General features: G+C 69.2%; 21 protein-coding genes and 1 pseudogene. 11 read left to right on the top strand and 11 right to left on the bottom strand.

The annotated features are described in order from the left end of the window. Nucleotides 1–39: 39 nt before the first annotated feature. Together ACIBO2_RS33895 and ACIBO2_RS33890 are read right to left on the bottom strand one after the other, a co-directional pair. Entirely contained in the window at nucleotides 40–366 is a 327-nt protein-coding gene (locus tag ACIBO2_RS33895; RefSeq protein ID WP_397302148.1) for a branched-chain amino acid transporter permease, read from the bottom strand. Beyond that, nucleotides 359–1,102, bottom strand: a complete 744-nt coding sequence (locus tag ACIBO2_RS33890) for an AzlC family ABC transporter permease (protein WP_358543145.1) — start codon at nucleotides 1,100–1,102, stop codon at nucleotides 359–361. Before ACIBO2_RS33890 ends, ACIBO2_RS33895 begins: the two co-directional genes overlap by 8 nt. A 79-nt stretch (nucleotides 1,103–1,181) precedes the next feature. Here ACIBO2_RS33890 and ACIBO2_RS33885 point away from each other — a divergent pair, with 79 nt between their 5' ends. After that, nucleotides 1,182–1,622 carry an Lrp/AsnC family transcriptional regulator gene (locus ACIBO2_RS33885; RefSeq protein WP_358543148.1) on the top strand — a complete coding sequence of 147 codons (441 nt, stop codon included), beginning with the start codon at nucleotides 1,182–1,184 and terminating at the stop codon, nucleotides 1,620–1,622. Between the two features lie 275 nt (nucleotides 1,623–1,897). On the opposite strand, the gene ACIBO2_RS33880 is transcribed toward ACIBO2_RS33885, so the two are convergent. Together ACIBO2_RS33880 and ACIBO2_RS33875 are read right to left on the bottom strand one after the other, a co-directional pair. Beyond that, nucleotides 1,898–2,341: a hypothetical protein gene (locus tag ACIBO2_RS33880; protein ID WP_397302143.1), complete on the bottom strand. Its 444-nt coding sequence runs from the start codon at nucleotides 2,339–2,341 to the stop codon at nucleotides 1,898–1,900. A 235-nt stretch (nucleotides 2,342–2,576) separates the two neighbouring features. Continuing rightward, entirely contained in the window at nucleotides 2,577–3,266 is a 690-nt protein-coding gene (locus ACIBO2_RS33875) for a TetR/AcrR family transcriptional regulator (protein WP_358543154.1), read from the bottom strand. A 110-nt stretch (nucleotides 3,267–3,376) separates the two neighbouring features. Here ACIBO2_RS33875 and ACIBO2_RS33870 point away from each other — a divergent pair, with 110 nt between their 5' ends. From ACIBO2_RS33870 to ACIBO2_RS33855, 4 genes are all read left to right on the top strand, one after another. Next, on the top strand, nucleotides 3,377–4,111 hold the full coding sequence (locus ACIBO2_RS33870) for an SDR family oxidoreductase (RefSeq protein WP_358543157.1): 735 nt from the start codon (nucleotides 3,377–3,379) through the stop codon (nucleotides 4,109–4,111). 48 nt (nucleotides 4,112–4,159) lie between these two features. Next, nucleotides 4,160–4,366 (top strand): tautomerase family protein, encoded by a 207-nt coding sequence (locus ACIBO2_RS33865; RefSeq protein ID WP_357650494.1) that lies wholly within the window; start codon nucleotides 4,160–4,162, stop codon nucleotides 4,364–4,366. A gap of 68 nt (nucleotides 4,367–4,434) precedes the next feature. After that, a complete protein-coding gene (locus tag ACIBO2_RS33860) occupies nucleotides 4,435–4,875 on the top strand; it encodes a helix-turn-helix transcriptional regulator (RefSeq protein ID WP_358543160.1) in 441 nt (146 codons plus the stop codon). Between the two features lie 10 nt (nucleotides 4,876–4,885). Further along, complete coding sequence (locus ACIBO2_RS33855; protein ID WP_358441415.1) at nucleotides 4,886–5,296, top strand: VOC family protein; 411 nt, start codon at nucleotides 4,886–4,888, stop codon at nucleotides 5,294–5,296. 97 nt (nucleotides 5,297–5,393) lie between these two features. Here ACIBO2_RS33855 and ACIBO2_RS33850 read toward each other — a convergent pair whose 3' ends face one another. Further along, complete coding sequence (locus ACIBO2_RS33850; protein WP_397302138.1) at nucleotides 5,394–6,347, bottom strand: DUF5829 family protein; 954 nt, start codon at nucleotides 6,345–6,347, stop codon at nucleotides 5,394–5,396. A 167-nt stretch (nucleotides 6,348–6,514) separates the two neighbouring features. Between ACIBO2_RS33850 and ACIBO2_RS33845 the strand changes: the two genes are divergently transcribed. After that, nucleotides 6,515–7,678, top strand: coding sequence for a WD40 repeat domain-containing protein (locus ACIBO2_RS33845; protein WP_397302135.1), 1,164 nt, complete (start codon nucleotides 6,515–6,517; stop codon nucleotides 7,676–7,678). Between the two features lie 37 nt (nucleotides 7,679–7,715). Here ACIBO2_RS33845 and ACIBO2_RS33840 read toward each other — a convergent pair whose 3' ends face one another. Both ACIBO2_RS33840 and ACIBO2_RS33835 read right to left on the bottom strand, forming a co-directional pair. Continuing rightward, entirely contained in the window at nucleotides 7,716–8,357 is a 642-nt protein-coding gene (locus ACIBO2_RS33840; protein ID WP_397302132.1) for a histidine phosphatase family protein, read from the bottom strand. Nucleotides 8,358–8,408: 51 nt separating this feature from the next. After that, entirely contained in the window at nucleotides 8,409–9,416 is a 1,008-nt protein-coding gene (locus ACIBO2_RS33835; protein ID WP_358543174.1) for a YafY family protein, read from the bottom strand. A gap of 138 nt (nucleotides 9,417–9,554) precedes the next feature. On the opposite strand from ACIBO2_RS33835, the gene ACIBO2_RS33830 reads away from it, so the two are divergent. Both ACIBO2_RS33830 and ACIBO2_RS33825 read left to right on the top strand, forming a co-directional pair. Then, nucleotides 9,555–9,929 carry a nuclear transport factor 2 family protein gene (locus tag ACIBO2_RS33830; protein ID WP_358543177.1) on the top strand — a complete coding sequence of 125 codons (375 nt, stop codon included), beginning with the start codon at nucleotides 9,555–9,557 and terminating at the stop codon, nucleotides 9,927–9,929. Nucleotides 9,930–10,141: 212 nt separating this feature from the next. Beyond that, nucleotides 10,142–10,354: pseudogene (locus ACIBO2_RS33825) on the top strand (helix-turn-helix domain-containing protein); the annotation flags it as partial. Nucleotides 10,355–10,480: 126 nt separating this feature from the next. Here the strand turns inward: ACIBO2_RS33825 and ACIBO2_RS33820 are convergent. Next, the gene (locus tag ACIBO2_RS33820) at nucleotides 10,481–11,362 is read right to left on the bottom strand and encodes a nucleoside hydrolase (RefSeq protein WP_358543179.1); all 882 of its coding nucleotides are present in this window, start codon (nucleotides 11,360–11,362) and stop codon (nucleotides 10,481–10,483) included. 259 nt (nucleotides 11,363–11,621) lie between these two features. Here ACIBO2_RS33820 and ACIBO2_RS33815 point away from each other — a divergent pair, with 259 nt between their 5' ends. Continuing rightward, nucleotides 11,622–12,335, top strand: coding sequence for a haloacid dehalogenase type II (locus tag ACIBO2_RS33815; protein WP_358543182.1), 714 nt, complete (start codon nucleotides 11,622–11,624; stop codon nucleotides 12,333–12,335). Nucleotides 12,336–12,407: 72 nt separating this feature from the next. After that, nucleotides 12,408–13,589 (top strand): erythromycin esterase family protein, encoded by a 1,182-nt coding sequence (locus ACIBO2_RS33810; RefSeq protein WP_358543185.1) that lies wholly within the window; start codon nucleotides 12,408–12,410, stop codon nucleotides 13,587–13,589. A gap of 142 nt (nucleotides 13,590–13,731) precedes the next feature. On the opposite strand, the gene ACIBO2_RS33805 is transcribed toward ACIBO2_RS33810, so the two are convergent. Continuing rightward, nucleotides 13,732–14,346 carry a TetR/AcrR family transcriptional regulator gene (locus ACIBO2_RS33805; protein WP_358543187.1) on the bottom strand — a complete coding sequence of 205 codons (615 nt, stop codon included), beginning with the start codon at nucleotides 14,344–14,346 and terminating at the stop codon, nucleotides 13,732–13,734. A 98-nt stretch (nucleotides 14,347–14,444) separates the two neighbouring features. Between ACIBO2_RS33805 and ACIBO2_RS33800 the strand changes: the two genes are divergently transcribed. Continuing rightward, nucleotides 14,445–15,194 (top strand): NADPH-dependent F420 reductase, encoded by a 750-nt coding sequence (locus ACIBO2_RS33800; protein WP_358543189.1) that lies wholly within the window; start codon nucleotides 14,445–14,447, stop codon nucleotides 15,192–15,194. 94 nt (nucleotides 15,195–15,288) lie between these two features. Here the strand turns inward: ACIBO2_RS33800 and ACIBO2_RS33795 are convergent, their stop codons facing one another. Both ACIBO2_RS33795 and ACIBO2_RS33790 read right to left on the bottom strand, forming a co-directional pair. After that, nucleotides 15,289–15,798: a MarR family transcriptional regulator gene (locus ACIBO2_RS33795; protein ID WP_358543192.1), complete on the bottom strand. Its 510-nt coding sequence runs from the start codon at nucleotides 15,796–15,798 to the stop codon at nucleotides 15,289–15,291. 132 nt (nucleotides 15,799–15,930) lie between these two features. Further along, complete coding sequence (locus ACIBO2_RS33790) at nucleotides 15,931–18,891, bottom strand: glycosyl hydrolase (protein WP_358543195.1); 2,961 nt, start codon at nucleotides 18,889–18,891, stop codon at nucleotides 15,931–15,933. Between the last annotated feature and the right edge of the window lie 192 nt (nucleotides 18,892–19,083).

Below are 19,083 nucleotides of genomic sequence, written 5' to 3'. Positions count from 1 at the left end.
CTGATTACCGGGCGCCTCATCGGCGGTTGAAAGACAGGCTCAGAAGGCGTTGACGAGGACGACGTACACGGCGGTGCCGAGTCCGACGCTCAGGATGGTGCGGCGGCCCGAGGCGAGGTGGACGACCGCGGTTACGGCGACCGCGAGCAACGCGTACAGCGTCGCGCGCGGGTCGGCGGTGATGGTGCCGTGCAGGGCGGTCAGGGCGAGGATGGCGAGGATGCCGACCGGCATCCAGGCCGACAGCTGCGCCACGGCGGCCGAACCGCGCAGCGTGCGCAGCGCCGCGAAGGGGACGGCGCGCAGCGCGAAGGTGATGGTGGAGACGATCGCGAGGACGGCGAGGGTGTAGGCGATGTCAGGCATCGTCGGCCTCCGGGACGGGTCGGCGAGTGGTGAGCGCGTGGCGGGCCAGCAGCAGGGCGACGAACAGCAGCAGGGCCGTGAACATGGCGACGCCTGGGGTGACGATGAGGGCTGCCGTCACGCTGGCCGCGGCGAGCAGCACGGAGGGGATCTCGCGGCGGGAGCGGAACGCGTCCAGGGTGAGCACCGTGAACAGGGCGCACAGGGCGAACTCCAGGCCCTTGATCGGTGCGGGCAGGGCCGCGCCGATGGCGACGCCGACCAGGCCGCCGCCGACCCAGTAGGTCTGGCAGGAGATCTGCATCGCCAGCAGCCGGGGCGCGGAGCGTTCCGCTTCGGGGAGGGAGGCGTTGACGGCGTACGCCTCGTCGATCATCGCGTACACGGCGTACGCCTTCGCCCACCGGTTCTTGACCAGGTGAAGCGGGAAGGAGAAGGCGTAGAAGACGTGCCGGAAGTTGACCACCAGGACGGTCAGCGCGACTGCGGCGAGCGGTGTGACGGTGGCCATCATGCCCACCAGCAGGAGCTCCAGCGAGCCGGCGAAAGCGGCCATGGACAGGGCGGGGGCGAGCCACCAGGGCAGGCCGGCCTGGAGGACCAGCAGGCCGAGGGCGATCCCCAGCGGGAAGATTCCCAGCCCCGCGGAGAAGGAATCGCGCACACCTGCGGTGATCTGCTGGCGCCGGGTGGTGTGGGCGGGGGTCACCGCGGTCGGGATCAGTACATCTTGCACCCTTCTAGGGTGCCGGAAAACGGCTGTTATGTGGTTGCTGATATTGCTCAGCCAGTGGTCCGCGGTGCAATATTCTTTCGTGGATTCGATTGACAGAGCAATCATCGCCGAGTTGGAGCGAAACGGGCGGCTGACGAACGTGGAGCTGGCCCAGCGGGTCGGGCTCACCACCGGGCCGTGCCTGCGGCGCGTTCAGCGGCTGGAGGCCGAGGGCGTGATTCGCGGCTACCGAGCGGTCATCGACGCCGCCGCCGTGGGCCGGTCCTTCGAGGTCCTGGTCGACCTGACGCTCGACGCCCAGGACGCGGACACGGTCGACCACTTCGAGCAGACCCTGGCGCGGGCCGAGGAGGTCGTCGAGCTGCGGCGGCTGTTCGGCAGTCCCGATTACTTCGTGCGGGTGGCCGTTGCCGACCTGGCCGCCTATGAGGCGTTCCTGAGCCAGTACGTCATGACCATCCCGCGCGTCCGGGGCATCACCTCGCACTTCACGCTCAAGAACCTCAAGCCGGCTCCATAGCGCGCACAACATGCCCAGCCCCGCCGGGCCGGGCATGTTGTGCGCGGGGTCAGCCGTAGCGCTCGGTGCGCAGTGAAACTCCACGACGGCACGTCGACGAGGTAGATCTCCTTCACGTCGCCTTCGGTGTACTCCTGGAAGATCCCGTTCCGGTCGGTCGCGCCCGAGCCGGCGTACTGGCCGAAGAAGTCGGTGCGCCAGCCTCGGCGCGGCGGCCGGCCCGCCAGGCGTTCGACATCCTGCGCGACACATGACCTCGCGGTGCCGGGCGGGCCTCAGATCCTCGTCGAAGCTCTGGCGGTCGCGGCGATGTGCTCCTCGGCGGTCATGCCGAGGTCGGGGTCCTGCCGGTTGAGGTCGTGCTGGTCGTCGGCCCATCGCTGGTAGTCCCGCCGTACGGTGCGCTCGTCGGAGTCGACGACGCGGGCGATCTCGGCCCAGGTGACTCCGGCCAGCACCGCGTGGTGGACGTTGGCGGGATGACGCACGGTACGCGCGATGCACTCCGCCAGCGCCAGCAGCTCGATGTGCTCGGCCACGGTAAGGGGAGGACGGTCGTCGGCTCCGTGCCGGGCCGGGTCATAGAGCCCTCGGGTCACCAGCTCGATCCGGGCGCGGGCCGACGCGTGCTTGGCGGCCAGCTCGTCGTAGCGCGCCAGCTGCTGACTGACAGGCATGTCGTAGCGAGCGTCGCGCCAGGTCGCGATCTGTTCGGACACGGTGCTTCTCCAGGGTGACTTAGGGGCGTGGTGACGAGCACGGCAGGAAGCCAGAGCGCCGCCCCGGCTGATCGACGCTGCCATGGCATCCTGTGGATACGGGGATGATGACATGAAACGTACGCGGAAGGCGTCGAGGCGCTGGACGGCCGCGGCCGGCTCGGCCGCCTCTTCGACCGGTCGCCCTACACCGCGATCTTCAATGTCACGGGCAGCCACGGCTGACAGCCCAGCGTTATGTCATGCGTTCGAGCCAGCGCAGGAGAAGGGCGACCTCGGCCGGTTCGAGGGCGTCGGCGCCCCCGAGGCCGAGTTGCGCGTGAAGGCGCAGCGCGGCGGTACGCAGCGGGTCGGCGTCCTCTTGAGCGGTTGTCTCGGTGAGCACGTGCGAGAACACGGCGTCGCGCATGCGATGGGACAGCGCGGGGTCGTCGAACAGGGCCGGGTCGGCGAGGTGGTTGAGGGCGTTGCCGATGCTCGCCGACAGGATCAGCTGGGCGGCGGTCCGCGGCTCGACCTTCAGCGCGCCCGTCGCCGCGCACCGTACGAGCGTCGCCACCAGCAAGTCGAACACGCGATCGCGAGCAGTAGAGTGAGACCACGGCCGGGGAGTGAACATCAGCTGGTAGAGGGCAGGATTCTCCCTCGCGAACGCCATGTGGCCGTCCCAGCCGGCGCGTAGATCGGCCACCGGGTCGGCCGTCTGTTCTTGCGCGGCCTTGAGCGTGGCGTACCTCTCATATCCGTGGTCGGCGATGGCGTCCAGAAGTCCTCGTTTGTCGCCGAAGAGCCGGTAGAGCACGGGCTGGCTCACACCGACCGCCTCACAGACCGCCCGCGTGGCGATCTCGTTGTCCGAGGAGGTCGCCAGCTGACGCTCCGCGGCTTCGATCATCGCCGTGCGAAGGGAGTCCGTTCCTGTCATGCGACCGATGATACGCCTCAGCGCTAGCGACGATACGAAGACCGTGCTACCGTCATGCCATATCGACGATATCGCTCATGCGTATCGACGATACGAATGGAGGAGTTTCCATGAACGAGCAGCGCATAGCAGTGGTCAGCGGCGGCTCCCGCGGGATCGGCCGGGCGATCGCGACGACTCTGGCGGCACAGGGGTCCGCGGTCGTCGTGGGCTACCAAGGGTCGGCCGCGGCCGCCACCGAGGTGGTCCAGGAGATCACCGCGGCCGGCGGCCGGGCGATCCCGGCGCAGGCCGACGTGGCGGACGAGGCCGCGGTCGCGGCGATGTTCGATGAGGCGGAGAAGGTCTTCGGCGGGGTCGACGTCGTCGTGAACTCCGCGGGACGGCTGTCGCTGTCCCCGATCGCCGACCTCGACCTCGACGACCTTGACGCCCTGCACCGCACCAACATCCGCGGCACCTTCGTCATGGCGCGGGAGGCCGCGCGTCGCGTGCGCGCCGGAGGCTCGATCGTCACCATGTCCACCTCGGTGGTGGGCATGCAGCTCCCGAATTATGGGGCGTACGCCGCCAGCAAGGGTGCCGTCGAGGCGACGACGCTCATCCTGGCCCGCGAGCTGCGCGGGCGGGACATCACGGTCAACGCGGTCGCGCCCGGGCCGACCGCCACCGACCTGTTCCTCGAGGGCAAGGACGAGGCCACGATCGAGCGGCTCGCCAACCAGCCCCCGCTCGCGCGGCTCGGCACCCCGGAGGACATCGCCCGGGTGGTCGCCTTCCTGACCGGTCCCGCGGGGCATTGGGTCAACGGGCAGGTCGTGCGCGCGAACGGCGGCATCATCTGACGTCCGCCTCCTGTCAACTCTTCATCACCCACACGAAAGGGAAACACCATGCCGTTCGCCAACCTCAAGGTGCCCGCCGACACCCTGACCCCCGAATCCAAGAAGAAGCTCATCGACGCCGTCACCGACGCCTACGCGGCCGTGTACGGCGAGCGGGCCCGGGCGAACACCCTGGTCCTCATCGACGAAGTCCCCGACGGCGGCTGGGGGCTCGGCGGGGACATCCTCACCGCTGAGATGCTCGGCCGAAGCTGAGCACCTGTCCCAGCCATCAGGCGCATTCGTGCAGGTAAATGGCTATTTTGGGGTGGTATGTTCGTTCCATGAATCCGGAAGACCTCGCCAATCTCGCGCACCTGCGCCGAGCGCGCGATCTGATCGACCGGGAGTACGCGAAGCCGCTCGATGTGCCGACGATGGCCCGCCATGCCCTCATGTCGCCGGGGCACTTCTCGCGACGGTTCCGGGCGGCCTATGGCGAGACGCCGTACAGCTATCTCATGACCCGACGGATCGAGCGGGCGATGGCGCTGCTGCGCGAGGGGATGAGCGTGACCGACGCGTGCATGGCGGTCGGCTGTACCTCGCTCGGCTCGTTCAGCTCGCGGTTCACCGAGGTGGTGGGGGAGACGCCGAGCGCGTACCGAGGCCGGGAGCACGACGCCGAAACGGCGATGCCCGCGTGCGTGGCGAAGGTGCGCACGCGGCCGACACGAAACCCGCCGAGCAGGATCGGAGAAGCGGGTCGCGTCGCCGCCGCCTAACGTTGGCGACATGACCATCGCACTCCGCTACTGCCACATCACCGTCAACGACGTGGACGAGTCGCTCACCTTCTACCGTGACGCCCTCGGCCTTGAGGTGCGCAACGACGTCGCCTCCGGCGGGTTCCGCTGGGTCACGCTCGGCAGCGCGACCCAGCCGGACCTCGAAATCGTGCTCTCCGAACCACACGCCGGCCGTTCCCAGGCCGACGGCGACGCCCTGCAGGAACTGCTCACCAAGGGCGTCCTGGCGATGATCATCTTCAGCACCGACGATCTCGACGCGACCTTCGAACGGGTCCGGGCATCCGGCGCCGAGGTGCTGCAGGAGCCCATCGAGCAGCCCTGGGGGCCGCGCGACAGCGCGTTCCGCGACCCCTCGGGCAACCTGGTGCGGATCCAGCAGGCGCCCAAGGCGTAAGCCCACGCCTCCCGCGGGCGACGCCGTCCGCGGTGCCGGCGAGGAAGCCTTCACCGGCACCGCTTCGCCGTACCCGCGGGTAGGCGTGGAGGGATGTTTACTTGACGGGCGCGTCGAAGGTCCACACGGCGCGAGCGCCGGGGCCGACGGCGAGGGTGGACCGGCCGATCCGCTCCTCGGTCATGGACAGCAGGGGCTTGTTGAGCGACATCTGGATCTGCTTGAGGCCGGCCTGCTCGCGCGCGACGGAGTCCAGCTGGATCCGGGTGCCGCCGCCCTCGGCGACGACGCCGCCGCCGGGAAGCGTCCGGATGGTGAAGCCGCCGGCGCGCAGCAGCGGTACCGTGTTGGCGAGGTCGCGAGCGGGCACCCCGATGCGGATGGAGGTCACGTCACGCATCAGGTGGTCGCGGTAGTCGTCGGGCAGGTAGCGCTCCCGGCCGACGTCGCCGGGGAAGCTCTCGGGCTCGGTCTTGCTGCGCGGGTCGGCGAAGTACTCCGGCAGGTATTCCATCGCCCACGGGTCGAAGGCGTCGTACTGGTCACCGGTGGTACGGATGGTGTCGAACCACGGCACCTTGACCCCGTCGCCGAAGTCACGGGTCTGGCGGTACGGGAACGGATTGGCGATCCCCGCGGCCTTCAGGCGCTCGGTCACCGTGGAGAGGTCCCCCGCGCGCTCGACCGAGGTCCCGAGCCCGGCGGAGCCGAACTCGGCGTCCTGGCCGGGCAGGTCACCCACCGAGAACAGCTCCAGATAGGTCTCGCGACCCTTCAGGTAGCGGCCTTTCCAGGTCAGCCCACCACCGGTCGTGGTGCGGACCTCGAAGTTGGCGAACTTCCGGAGGTAGTCGGAGTTCTCGACCGCGTCGGCGGTCTCCTTGTCGACGACGCTGTAGGCGTGGTTGTAGAAGAGCAGCTGACGGTCGGGCTTCGGCTGGCTCTCGTCGGCCATCGCCGCGCTCGCGCCGCCGGTGACCGCCCCGGACAACGCGACGGTGAACGTCGCGGCGAGGACTGTGATCGTCCGTAAGGTTCGGTGAATCAGCATGGACGTGATCTTAGGTTGGGAAGATCACACCCACTGAGGATTTGACGAACCTCTAACATTGCGCCGGAACCATGCCCGCCGCCCTCGCGAATCCGCAGGTCAACCGCCATGCTGCCCGGCCGCTCTGTGTTATGCGCGTCGCTGCCGCCCCATGCGATGATCGCTACATGCCGTCGTCACGTACGTCCGCCGCCCTGACCGGTTTAGCCCTGGCCGTCCTGGTCGCCGGATGCGCCGATCCGGCCGCCGACCGGGTGTCGCTCATCAGCGCACCCCAGCCCTTGACGTCCGCGCCACTGCCGTCGCTGACGATGGTCCCGTCGCCGCCCTCGCCCATGGTGTCCTCGGGTCCGGTACGGCACCCGTTCCCGATGGCGACCTCCTTGGCCGAGCCCATGGCGACCGGAGCGCCCCTGACCGCGACGGGCCCGCCGCGGTTCTTCGTCTCCGCGCGCACTCCGCTCACCCACTTCCCCGGCAGGTCCAAGACCGCTGTCTTCACTCCGGTGCCGCCCGCCGTGCACAACGCTAAGACCGGGGCGTTCATCGCGAACATCCCGCTGCCGCCCGGCGTCGAGAGTTCCTGGCACCTCGTGGCCGCCGCCCGGGACAACCGCACGTTCGCGGTCGCCGGCTGGACCGAGCCGAAGAAGCCCCGCATCTGCTTCTTCCTGGTACGCCTTGGCGAGGACGGGCGGCCCGGAAAGCCGGTGGCCATCACGCAGACAGACCCCGACGACCTGACGTTCGTCTACGACCTCGCGCTCAGCGCCGACGGCACCCGGCTTGCCTACTCCACGCCGCTCATCGGAGGTGGCGCCAAGATCTCCGTGCTCGACGTCGCCACCGGCCGGCGCCGGGACTGGAAGACGATGGCGCACTCGATGGTGACCGGCCTGTCCTGGGCCCCGGACGGCCGCTCGCTCGCCTGCGTGCTGGATGGCCGGGCCATCGCCTTGCTCGACCTCGCCCGCCTGGGCGCCGACCCGGAAAGTGCCGCGCCCCGGATCATCAAGAACACCACGGGAGTCATGCTGATCGAGTCGGTGGCCCACACCCCCGACGGCAGCGCGCTGATCTACGCCTTCGGGCATGTCGTCGAACGCGTCCCCGTGGCAGGCGGGCCGGCGCGGACCCTGGCCCGGCCGGAGCTGCCGCCCGGCGCCTCACTGAGCCTGCGCTTCAGCGTCGACGGAACCGGCGAGCACCTCCTGTACGTGCACGACTGGCGCGCCTACCGGATCGGCCTCACCGACGGCGCGGCCACCTCGGTGCCGATCACAGTCGACCAGCGTCCGGGTGAGGGCGACCCGCCGCGCGCGGCCTGGTGACCACCGGGCTTCGCGAGCTCGGCGGGCCAGGTAGAGGTCAGCCGGCTTCGGCGGAGTCGAGATGGCGGGTGTCACCGAGGCTGACGACCTGGCGGTTGTGGAAGAAGTCGTCTTCGCGCAGCGTGGTGATGCTGCCGGACGGCGCCCGGAAACTGGCATGGCCGACCGACTCGATCGGCATCTTGATCCAGGACGCCACGACGAATGTCAGGGAGCCACCGTGAGTCACGATGATCTGGTGTTCGCAGGGGCGCCGCAAGATCTCGTCCATGGCCGCGTAGATGCGCCGTGCCCACACCGCCTTGGTCTCGGCCCCCTCCACGCCCTCGTCGTGTTCCAACCGCTCCCCGACCGCCGGCGGCGGGACGAATCGTCGGTCCAGCCACTCCTGTGGCCTTCCCCCCGCCTCTCCGTAGGATTTCTCCCGCAGCCTGCGGTCCAGGATCGCTTCCACATCGAACAGCTCGGCAACCTTTTCAGCCGTTTGCCGGGTGCGCCGCAGATCCGAGGAGAACAGTTCCACTTCGGCACCGTCCGGGATCTGGGTCCGCAGCGCCTGGGCAATGGAGGCCGCCGCGCTGAGACCGGCCGGCGTCAGCCGCGAATCATGCCAGCCGCCGACGACCCCCTCGACGTGGTGCGTCGCCTCCGGATGAGTGACGGCGTAGATGGTGCGCATGAGTGAGCTCTTCCCATAGTGGACAGTTCCGGGATGATCTTAAGAGCCGCCCTACCGGTGATCGGTGTCGGTGGTGTAGCGGGCGGCGACCTCGGCCGCCTTGCGGGCCAGGGCCTGGCGGAGCTCGGCCGGAGCGAGGACTTCGGCGTCGGTACCGAAGGCCAGCAGTACCTCGGCCGCGGCCAGAGAGCGGAAGCGCAGCTCGACGTGCACCCGCTCCGGTTGGTCGTCGGCGTCCGGCGAGAGGTCGGTGGGAGGGGGCCCGGCCAGATCTGCTTCGTGGATGCGCAGGAATCTGGCAAGGATGTCCCGGTGGACGCTGACCGTGACGGGCAGTGGGGCGGGAATGTCGTCGATGTGGCGGCGCAGGCCGTCCCAGACGTCGGCCAGTTCGAGGCCGTCGCGGCGTCGTACGGGCTCGTCGAGTATGCCGGCTGACTGGGCTCGATCGGTTCGGAAGAGTGCGGGCTCGCCGCGATGGTCGGCGATGAGGTACCAGACGCCTGCCTTGTTGACCAGGCCGTACGGATCGAGGGTGTAGGAGCGGACGCGGTTGTCGCGGCCGTGCCGGTAGCGCAGGCGCAGCCGCCGGTCGGTGAAGATGGCCTGCTGGAGTACGGCCAGATCGACGGCCGGCCCGGTGGCGGGGCGTGCCGGTCCGCCGCGCCAGCGCACCGGGTCGATGAGGATACGGCGGCTGGCCAGGTCGGCGTCCGGCCGGTGCGGGGCGGGCAGGGCGGCCATCAGCTTGCGCAACGCGGAGCCGAGGGCCCGGCCCAGGCCCAGCTCGGTGTGAGCATGATCGGACAGCAGGACGAACAGGGCGCGGGCCTCGTCGGCGGTCAGGCCGGTGACATTGGTGCGGTAGCCGGGCAGCAGGGCGATGCCGCCATGGGGCCCGCGCACGGTGTAGACGGGCACACCGGCCGCCGACAGCGCCTCGATGTCGCGCATGACGGTGCGGACCGACACTTCCAGGCGCTCGGCCAGGTCGCCGGCGGGCAGCCGGCCGTGGGTCTGGAGCAGCAGCATGATCGACAGCAGTCGCTCGGACCTCATGGTGCCAAATTTACCTATGTATATGACAGCACCTGACATATACCTCGGTGAAGCTACAGGCAGAGAGCCACCTACAGGAGGCGGCTCCGAGCGTCCCCGGGCTCGCCAGGGATAAAGCGCCACGAAAGGAACTGTGCTGTGACCGCAACGAACGCGCTCGCCCAGAAGGTCGCCGAGGACTTCGTCCGCGCATGGACCAGCAAGGACGTCGAGAAGGCGCTGAGCCTGCTCGCCGACGACGTCGTGTGCGAGGCCCCGACCGGCACGTTCGAGGGAGTAGAGGGCTACCGCCAATTCCTCGAACGGTTCGCGAACTCGCTCATCGGCGCCACCGTCATCGACGTCCTGAGCAACGACACGAACGCGGCGACCGTGTACGCCGTCGACACGCCCATCCTGAAGGACTTCCGCGGCATCGACTACCTCACCGTCGAGAACGGCGAGATCACCCGCGTGATCAGTGTCTTCGACCTGCTCCCGATGGCTAAGGCCAGAGGCGACATCCAGCACTGACCCGGCCGCGCCGGGGCCCGCATGCGTGAGCGGCAACAGCCTCGGTCAGCAGGCGCGGGCCTGCTGGGCCGCGTCGCGGGCAGCCATTCAGGCGGTGTGCGGGTCGAAGGCCGCCCGGTTCTGGGCGACGAAGCTCTCCCCATCGAAGGGGCCGGCGCCGCCGATCTTCTTCACGAGGTCGTTCGTGCCGGCGAAGACGCCGTGCCGGGCGGATGTGGGTGACGGCCACCGGGAAGCGCTCCAGCACGCGTTCCGCGACCCAGTGCTGGCGTGCCGCGTTGCTGGCGGTGTCGCGACGGACACTGATCCGCCGCTTCCGCGAGGAGAGCGGCACTCCGCCCATGGCCTGGCTGACCGACGCGCGCATCGACCGGGCCCGCGAACTGCTGGAGGCGACCACCGTGCCCATCGAGCAGATCGGCCGCCTCACCGGGCTCGGCGCTCCCGGGCCGCGTTCCACCGGCACCTTGGCACCTCGCCTCAGGAATACCGGAGCCTGTTCCGCCACGAGGACGAGATGGCGGACGCCTGACCGATCACACCCGCGCGCGTCAGTCGTGCTCGCGGCCGAACGCCCTGATCTTGGCGAACATGTCCTCCAGCAGGAAGCGCACGTCGATCTCCTCGCAGACCTTGATCGGGTGGTTCGAGCCGGGCAGGTAGGAGCCGCCCGCGCCGAAGCGGGGAGCGGGCCTGACGCGCAGGTTTCCGCTCGCGGGAAAGAGCATCAGCGCGATGGCCGGTGAATCGCCCAGTGAGCGGGACTCGATCGGGCCGGGGTGGTACGTCGCGTTCCACTCGTGCAGCTGCTTGATCAGGTAGCGGCCCAGCGGGCCGGCGTCGCCGATCTTCTCCGCCAGTTCGGCATAGCTCACCGAGACCTTGGTGTAGACGTCTCTGGGCACCTGCCACACGCTGATGCCGGAGTCGAACACCACGTTGGCGGCGTGGATGTCGTTGGAGAGGTTGAACTCGATTCGCGAGCCTTCGTCGTAGCCGCGGTACCCGGAGCCACCGATCCAGATCACCACCACCGGCCGTCGTACGAGGTCGGGGTCCAGCAGGATCGCCGAGGCCATGTCGGTCAGCGGCCCGAGGAACGCCACATAGAGCGGGTCTTCCTCGCTCGCGAGCTTCGACTCCTCGATGATCAGCCGGGCCCCGGGAGAGTCCACCGCGGTGTGCTCGTCCGGCAACGGCGTCGCCGCGCCGTTCGCGACGGTGACGGAGCCGGTCAGGCCGAGCAGATCCAGCAGGAGATCGATCTCCTCGCGAGACTCCTCCATGCTCCGCTGCGACCGCGAGCTGCCGAAATGGGCGGGGATCAGCCCGCGCATGTCGAGAGTCGGCGACAACAACCCGTGGACGATGGCGAACTGGTCATCGGCCTCGTTCTTGGCGTCGGTGTTGATGATCACTCTGCGCTGGCGCATCGCAGCTCCAATTGCATAATTATGCACTGCCGCATAATCTTCCGTTCCGGTAGGTTGTCCGATCTCCGGGGCGCTGTCAATGAGGAGCGCTGTCAACGACTGGCAGATGATCTCGGATCGCCTGACTGCCTGTTATACGGTTAACCGTGTCGATTAACCCGATTACGGTGGCGGGCGCCGTCGCCGACGAGCTGTGCCGTCGGCTGTTCGCCGGCCTGGTAGGCGCAGTGCGGAAGACCTCGTCCCAGGAGCGTGCACGGTGACCTTCAGCGATTTCGACGCCCTCAGCTTCGACTGCTACGGGACCCTCATCGACTGGGAGACCGGCATCGCGGCCGTCCTGCGTAAGTGGGCCGGCACACACGGTCTCCGGATGACTGACGAGCAACTGCTGGCGGCGTACGCGCCGCACGAGGCGCAGGCTGAGGTCGAGCACCCCAGCGACCTCTACCCCCGGATCCTGGCCCGCGCGATGCGGGGCCTGGGTGCGAAACTCGGCGTGCCGGTCAGCGACGAGGAGGCAGAGCGGCTGGCGGTCTCCGTGCCTGACTGGCCGGCCTTCCCCGACTCGGCGGAGGCGCTCGAGCGGCTCGCGCGCCGGTACAAGCTCATCATCTTGTCCAACGTGGACCGGGCCTCCTTCGCCGGCTCGAACAAGCGCCTCGGCGTCACCTTCACCAGCATCCTCACCGCTGAGGACATCGGCTCCTACAAGCCGTCTCCCCGTAACTTCGCGGCGCTGGTGGGCGAGGCCGGGCGGCTCGGAGTGGCCGACGGCAAGTTGCTGCACGTGGCGCAGAGCCTGTTCCACGACCACGTGCCGGCCAAGGCCGCGGGCCTGCCGACGGTGTGGATCGACCGCCGTCATGACAACCCGGGTGGGGGAGCGACGCCGGCGCCGTCGGCCGATGTCACCCCGGACTGGACCTTCACGTCCATGGGCGCGTTCGCGGACGCGGTCGACGCTGTTTGACGGTACACACACGTAAACAGTCTGAAATGCCGCCAAAGTTTACACAGAAGGTTCAACGATACAGTCGAATTCATGACGGCCTTCAGCCGGGACGCCGCCCGCCCCCTCACCGGCGGCGCCCTCACCGCGCTCCTGTCTCCCGCCATCCGCCTGCTCGGCCTCGGCGAGCCCACCCACGGCGTCGAAGCCTTCCTCGAACTGCGCAACGAGCTCTTCCACCACCTCGTCGAGCACGAGGGCTACCGCTCGATCACCTTGGAGAGCGACTGCCTCGCGGCCCTGACCGCCGACGCGTACGTCGCCGACGGCACCGCGACCCTCGACGACGTGATGAGCCGCGGCTTCAGCCACGGCTTCGGCGCCTCACCCGCCAACCGTGAGCTCCTGCGCTGGATGCGCGCCTACAATGAGCAGCGTTCTCCGCACGAGCGGCTCCACTTCTACGGCTTCGACGCCCCGCTGGAGGTGACCGGCGTCGCCAGTCCCCGCCCAGCCCTGACCGCGCTGTACGACTACCTCGCCGCCCACCTCGACCTGGCCTGGAGTCGCGAGACCCTCGACGAGCTGCTCGGATCCGACGAACGCTGGATCGACCGGGGCATCATGGATCCCACCGAGTCCGTCGGCCGCGCCCCCGGGGCCAAGGAACTGCGCCTGCTCACCGACGACCTGCGCGCGCTGCTCACCGCGCACGCCCCCCACCTGGCGGCCACCACCTCACTCGACGACTGGTGGCGCGGCGACCTGCACGCCCGCACCGCCGCCGGGCTCCTGCGCTATCACGCCGGCCTGGCCGACACCGCGCCCACCCGCCTCGGCACGCTCATGTGCCTGCGCGATGCGATGATGGCCGACAACCTCGACTCCATCGTCCGCCGCGAGGCCCGTCGCGGCCCCACGCTCGCGTTCGCCGGCAACCGCCACCTGCAGCGCGACAAGAGTCACTTGTGGTTCGCCGGTCAGTCGCTCCAGTGGTGGAGCGCGGGCGCCATCATCGGCACCCACCTCGGCGACCAGTACGCCTTTGCCGCCGCCACCTTCGGCACCCGCGGCTCCGATGTCCCTCATCCCGACACCCTCGAAGGGCTCCTGTCGACCCTGCCTCACGCCCGCGCCGTCATCGATCCCGGCCGCCTCGCCGAGACCCTCGACCGGAAGCTGACGCCTCGCGTGCCGGCCGACCACACCTATCTGCCCCTCGACCCGGCCACCATCGACCAGATCGACGCCATCGTCTTCGTCAAGGAAATCTGAACCACCCATCGTGGCCGCCGTCCCCGAAAGGGGTCCCTTCCTGGGCGCGGTTCGTCACACGACCGCCTCAATGCCTGTGACGGCCTGTCGTGGCCGGGGCCCCTTGATGGGAATGCCCTTCGGGGGGAGATGGCCGACCACCTCAGTGGTGGGTGGGTGTGCCGTCGAGGTGGTGGAGGGCGGCGAGGAGGGGCCAGGTCGACGCGGCCATCTCGTTCGGTGTCCGCGGGCATCCGCGCTGGAGCCAGTCGGAGGCCACGCCGATGAGCGCGCCGGCGGTGAACGCGGCGGGTACGTCATGCGGGACCTCAGGCGCCGCGACCGGTGACGCGCATGCGGCGAGGTGGATGGTCGCGGTGATGCGGCGGCGTACGTGGTCGATGACGCGCGCGCTGCCCTGCGGCCCCAGCAGGCTGCGATAGAGACCGGCGTACTCGGCGAGGTTGGCGAAGAACGCGGCCAGCGCCTGGATCGGGTCCGGCGCCTCGTCCGCCGTCTCGCAGGCGAGGGCGGGCAGGGACTCGATCAAGTCGTCGACCATGGCGGTGCAGGCGGCTTCAGCCAGCTCGTGTACGTCCCGGTAATGGGAGTAGAAGGCGGAACGGCTCACCTCGGCCCGCTCGGCGACGTCGGCGACGCTGATCTGCGACAGGTCCCGCTCCTCGGCGAGCTGGATCAGAGTGCGCCGCAGGGCCGCCTGGGTGCGTCGCACGCGCAGGTCGACCTTCGGGGGATTGCTGTCTCTGGTCGTTGCCACATCCGTAACTCTAGCCTACCGTACATGTGTCTTTATTCTTGCATGTGTGCTGTATCTTGCAGATGTCCCGTAAATTTCCTCACTGAGATGGAGACGCCATGACCAAGACCCTCGGCCTCATAGGCACCGGAATGATCGGCGGCACGCTGGCCCGCCTCGCCGTCGCCGCCGGCCTGAACGTCGTTCTGAGCAACTCGCGCGGCCCCGAGACCCTCGCCGATCTCGTGACCGAGCTGGGCGGGCAGGCCCGCGCGGCCACGCCGGCCGCGGCCGCCGAGGCCGGTGACCTGGTCGTGGCCACCGTTCCGCTGCACGCCTACGAGCAGCTGCCGGCCGCCGCTCTGGCGGGCAAGATCGTGATCGACACGATGAACTACTACCCGGAGCGCGACGGACGCATCGCCGAGCTGGACTCCGACGAGCTGACCTCCAGCGCCCTGGTGCAGCGGCACCTGGCCGGCTCACGCCTGGTCAAGGCGTTCAACAACATCGACTTCCACCGCCTGTCCACCAGCGCCCGGCCGGCCGGGGCCGCCGACCGCAGCGCCCTGCCCATCGCGGGTGACGACCCGGCCGCCAAGGCCGAGGTGATCGCGCTGCTGGACGTCCTTGGCTACGACGCGGTGGACGCCGGGTCACTCGCCGACAGCTGGCGCGTCGAACCGGGCACGCCGGTGTACGTTCAGCCGTACTTCCCGGGGCAGATGCCCGAGGGGGTCGGCCAGGACGAGGCGTTCCGCTGGTTCTTCGAGACCCCGGGCGTCCCGGTGTCGGCCGCTCAGGTGAAGGAACTGATCGACAGCGCCGTCCGAGGCGTGGCGGGCGGAAAGCTTCCCTCTGTGGCGTAGTCCGGCGCGGCCGGGATCGGGCTGACGCCCTCGCCCACGATGGCGTGGGGGCCACTCAGCCCGACCTGGCATGGCCTTTCGGCGTCGGCAGTTTTCACGTTGACAGTTGCCACATCGTGTCGCGGGCAAAGCGGGCGAGGAGGCGTTTGAGCGTGTCCACGTCCTCGTCGCTCCAGTCCGCCAGGAGCGACTCAAGGTCCTGCTGGACGCACTCCATGATCCGCTCCCCGATCTCCCGTCCCCGGGGAGTGAGGGCGAGCAGCACGCTGCGTTCGTCCGATGGCTCGCGAACACGCACGATGAGGCCCGCGTCGTGCAGGCGATGGGCGATCTTGGTGAGATTGGCCCGCCCTGTTCCGAGGGCCAGCGCGAGGTCGCTGGGCCGCATCGCTCCCCGGTAGCTGAGCTGGTTCACGACGAGGAACATCGGCACATCGTTGACGGGGAATTCGACGGCGGCCATGAGGGCCAGCCGTACCGCATGACTGTCCGCCCAGTGGATGATCGAGGAGAGGGAGACGCGCGGATCGAGGAGGTCCGGGGCGATGACGGAGGACAGGTCGATGTCCTGATCGTCCAGCTCGTGGCGTTGTGTCCGCGTCACGATGTGCCTCTCCTCGCCCGTTGTATCCCCGGGAACCCTACTGCCGGTCGGGCGGGTGGGCGACCGGATGCGGAGGCCCACCGCGCGACCGGTCGCCGGCCCGGCCGCTTCAGCCCGCCCCTCCCGGCTGGCTCAGCTCGCCGTCGCTTCGCGCAGTAGCAGCAGTCGCACCGGTCCGAGCAGGCCGTGGTCGTGTACCTCGGTCTGCTGCATCCCAGCGCCTCCGGCGAGCTGTGCGGCGATGTCGGGAATCGAGTCGTAGTAGCCGCGGGCGAGCAGCCGGTTGTTCAGCGAACTCGACACCCGGACCGTCACCGTGTTCTCCCCGGGCCGCAGGTCGGAGGTGACATCCACGGTCGGGCGGGAGGTGTCGAAGCCCTTGACCGTGCCCTCATTGACCTGGACGGAGCCGAGGCCACCCGCCGTCGATCCGAGGTCCAGCACGTACCTGGCCCCCGCGACGGGCGCCTCCTCCAGGGTGAACGTCGCGTCGTACGCGCCGACGCCGCTGACGTCGGGACCGACCTCGGGGAGGTCCTTCCACGGGCGGAGCGAGCCGTGGCCGCCGTCGAGGCGGGTGATCGCGGTGGTGGGCCGTACCTCGCGGGTCTCGTAGCCGAGCCCGCGGTCCTCGCTGATCACCTCGAACTCGCCGGCGTCCCAGCTCTCGACCGTGGTCGTCCACTCCACGATCTCCTGGAGGAGGCGCGGCTCGACGGGCTCGGAGCCTGACGGCTGCCGTGCCGAGCGGTCGATCGTGAACAGCGCGGTCTCCCCGGGCGCCAAGCTCACGGTGATGATCGTCCGCCCCGCTTCGTGCCGGACGCCGGAATGAGGGCGGATGTCGCCGGTCCAGGGGTCGATCCGGTGAGCCGTCCCGGTGCCGGGGAGGGCGATCTCGACCGTGGCCGCCTCGCCGGTCTCGTACAGGAAGTGGTACAGGTACAGGTGCAGCAGGTCGCCGTCCTCGCGCAGGTGGCTGAGCAGGCTGCGGTTCTCGCCGGTGAACTCGGCGCGTCCGGCGATGCCGAGTTCGCGCAGCGCCTCGACGGTGCCGGCCGGGGCGTTCACCTCGGCGACGGTCGGCAGCGCGCGGAGTCGCGCCATCGTCTGGGCGAGCTCCTCGTCGCGGCCGTCGAGCCCCGGAGTGCGGGCGGCGGCATGGGGGTGGGTGGTGTACTGGCCGGCCATGAGCCACTTGAGCTCGGTGGCGCCGTTGACGATGAGCAGCTTCAGCCCCTGCCGCGCCCACTCCAGGAGCTTGACCGCCACGTCCGGGTCGAGCGTGTCCTGGTAGACGACGAGCGCCTGGTAGCCGGGGCCGTGCGGCTGCACTAGCCCGTCCGCGAACGACACCTCCTCGCGCAGCAGCAGTGAGCCGTCGAAGAACTCGTAGGTCCACCCGGCGTCCTGCATGCCCAGGTCCCGCCACCAGTGGTTGTCCCGGTCGCGCATCCACATGCGCCCGTAGGCGTCCTCGTCCGGGACCCGCCGCCCGTCCTGGTCGAGGAAGACCAGCCCCGAGGTGTTGTCGGTGAAGTGGTCGGTACGGAGGATCCCCACGTCGATCCGCGGCCGGCCCTGCCGCAGGACGCACTGGTAGCGGCCGATCGCCTTGTTCCACAGCGGGTAGAACTCCGCCGCGGGCTGACGTGTGTCGAACCGCTCGGAGAACATCGGCCACATGCCCTCATGTCCCGGCCAATGGGTGACACCCTCCGCGCCCGCGGTGCTCGCCCAGCCGTGCAGCACGGTCTTGGTGATCCCCGCCGCCAGCTGGGTGGCGATGATCTGGTCGTAGAAGCGGTGGTCGAGCATGTGATTTCGGGTGGTCGCGCCGGTCTCGGAGGAGTACTGCTTGCCGAACAGGTGCGCCGGACCGGCCAGCAAGCGATAGGCGTCGATCTGCGCGCCGAACTCCAGGGACTCCGTCTCGATGCCGTCGACCTCCGGCCCGGGCCGGGTGAGCTCGAACGGCAGTCCGTAGCTGATCTCGGCGCGGAGCGAAATCCCGTTGGCGTGCAGGAACGCGGCGAAGGGGCGGAGCATGTTCTCGATGTAGAGGTCGGTGAGCGTACGCACGTAGTCGAAGCGCACCTTCTCGACGGTGACGCGGTGCTCCTCGCGCACGTCGTTCTGGTAGATCGTGCTGACAGCCATGAAGGGCGCGGACCGGATCAGGAAGGGCAGCCAGCGGGTGAGGTCGTACCCGCGACGGGCGCGGAACTCCCGCGCGAGGGTGCGCCCCCAGAACATGCCCCCGGCGCCGTAGACGGACAGTTCGAGGGAATCCATGTACATCTGCGCGCGCGGGTTGCGGCTGATCTGCTCGCGCAGCTCCGGTGTGAGGACGACCGAGTCCCAGTAGTCGATGACCGCGTCGACTCCGTCCCGGTCCAGGTAGTTGACGGTGTAGTTGACCGACGCCGAGGGGGAGGCGGTCTGTCCGGTGCCGTGCATCCAGAAGACGAACAGCCGCCAGTCGCCGTCGGCGGGCGCGCTCCACTCCAGCGCCTCGTCCCGCACCTGGTCGGAGAGGTCGACGACGGAGTCGAGGTCGAGGATCGCGCCCGCCTCGCCGCTCTCCAGCAGGCGGGCGGCCACGACGGCCACCAGGTGCTGCTCGGTGATCTTGCCGCGGTGGCCGGGAATGTGCAGCGTCGGCGGCTCGGCGTCCAGGTCGACGCGCGGCAGCGCCCCGCTGCGGGAGCTCGAAGGGGCGAGGTCCTCGAACACCACGTCGAGCTCCTGGGCCGCGGCCGGGTCGTCGGGGGTGATCGTGGGGAGATTCGCGTTCGACCAGTTCGTGCCGGAGGTGAAGCTCACCGACATGTTCCGCTTAGTGGTCTCTTCGACGACCACCTGGGAGTCGTGCACCCACTCCTCCGCGCCCCAGCCGTAGCGAGAGTGGTCGATGGCGCCCTCGTCCATCGCGAGGAACTCCATCCCGCCGAAACCCAGCCGGTGCGCGGTGTCGATCTCGCGGATCAGCGTCTCGTCGGTGTGCAGGCCCTCCGCCAGCCACCAGCGCAGCTCGGGCCGGAACTCGATCGACGGGTCGGCGATCATGCGGGCGAGGTCGTCAAGTGACACGCGTTTCTCCCTGAACGTCAATGGGGCCCTGAGAGTGCCCGCCGGACCGACACTAGGGCGCGCAACAGCAGAAAACAATGTCGTGAGGAAACAATAAATTGTCCTGAGGAAACTTGTGAGCTCTCGCGTACGCCTCGGAACAACGGCTCGACAGTGGCTCGACAGCGTCTCGGCTTCGCGGCAAGCTTGAGA

The sequence above is a fragment of the Nonomuraea sp. NPDC050022 genome, assembly GCF_044460705.1.
GTDB lineage: Bacteria > Actinomycetota > Actinomycetes > Streptosporangiales > Streptosporangiaceae > Nonomuraea.
This window is presented reverse-complemented; position numbering and strand designations above follow the sequence as displayed.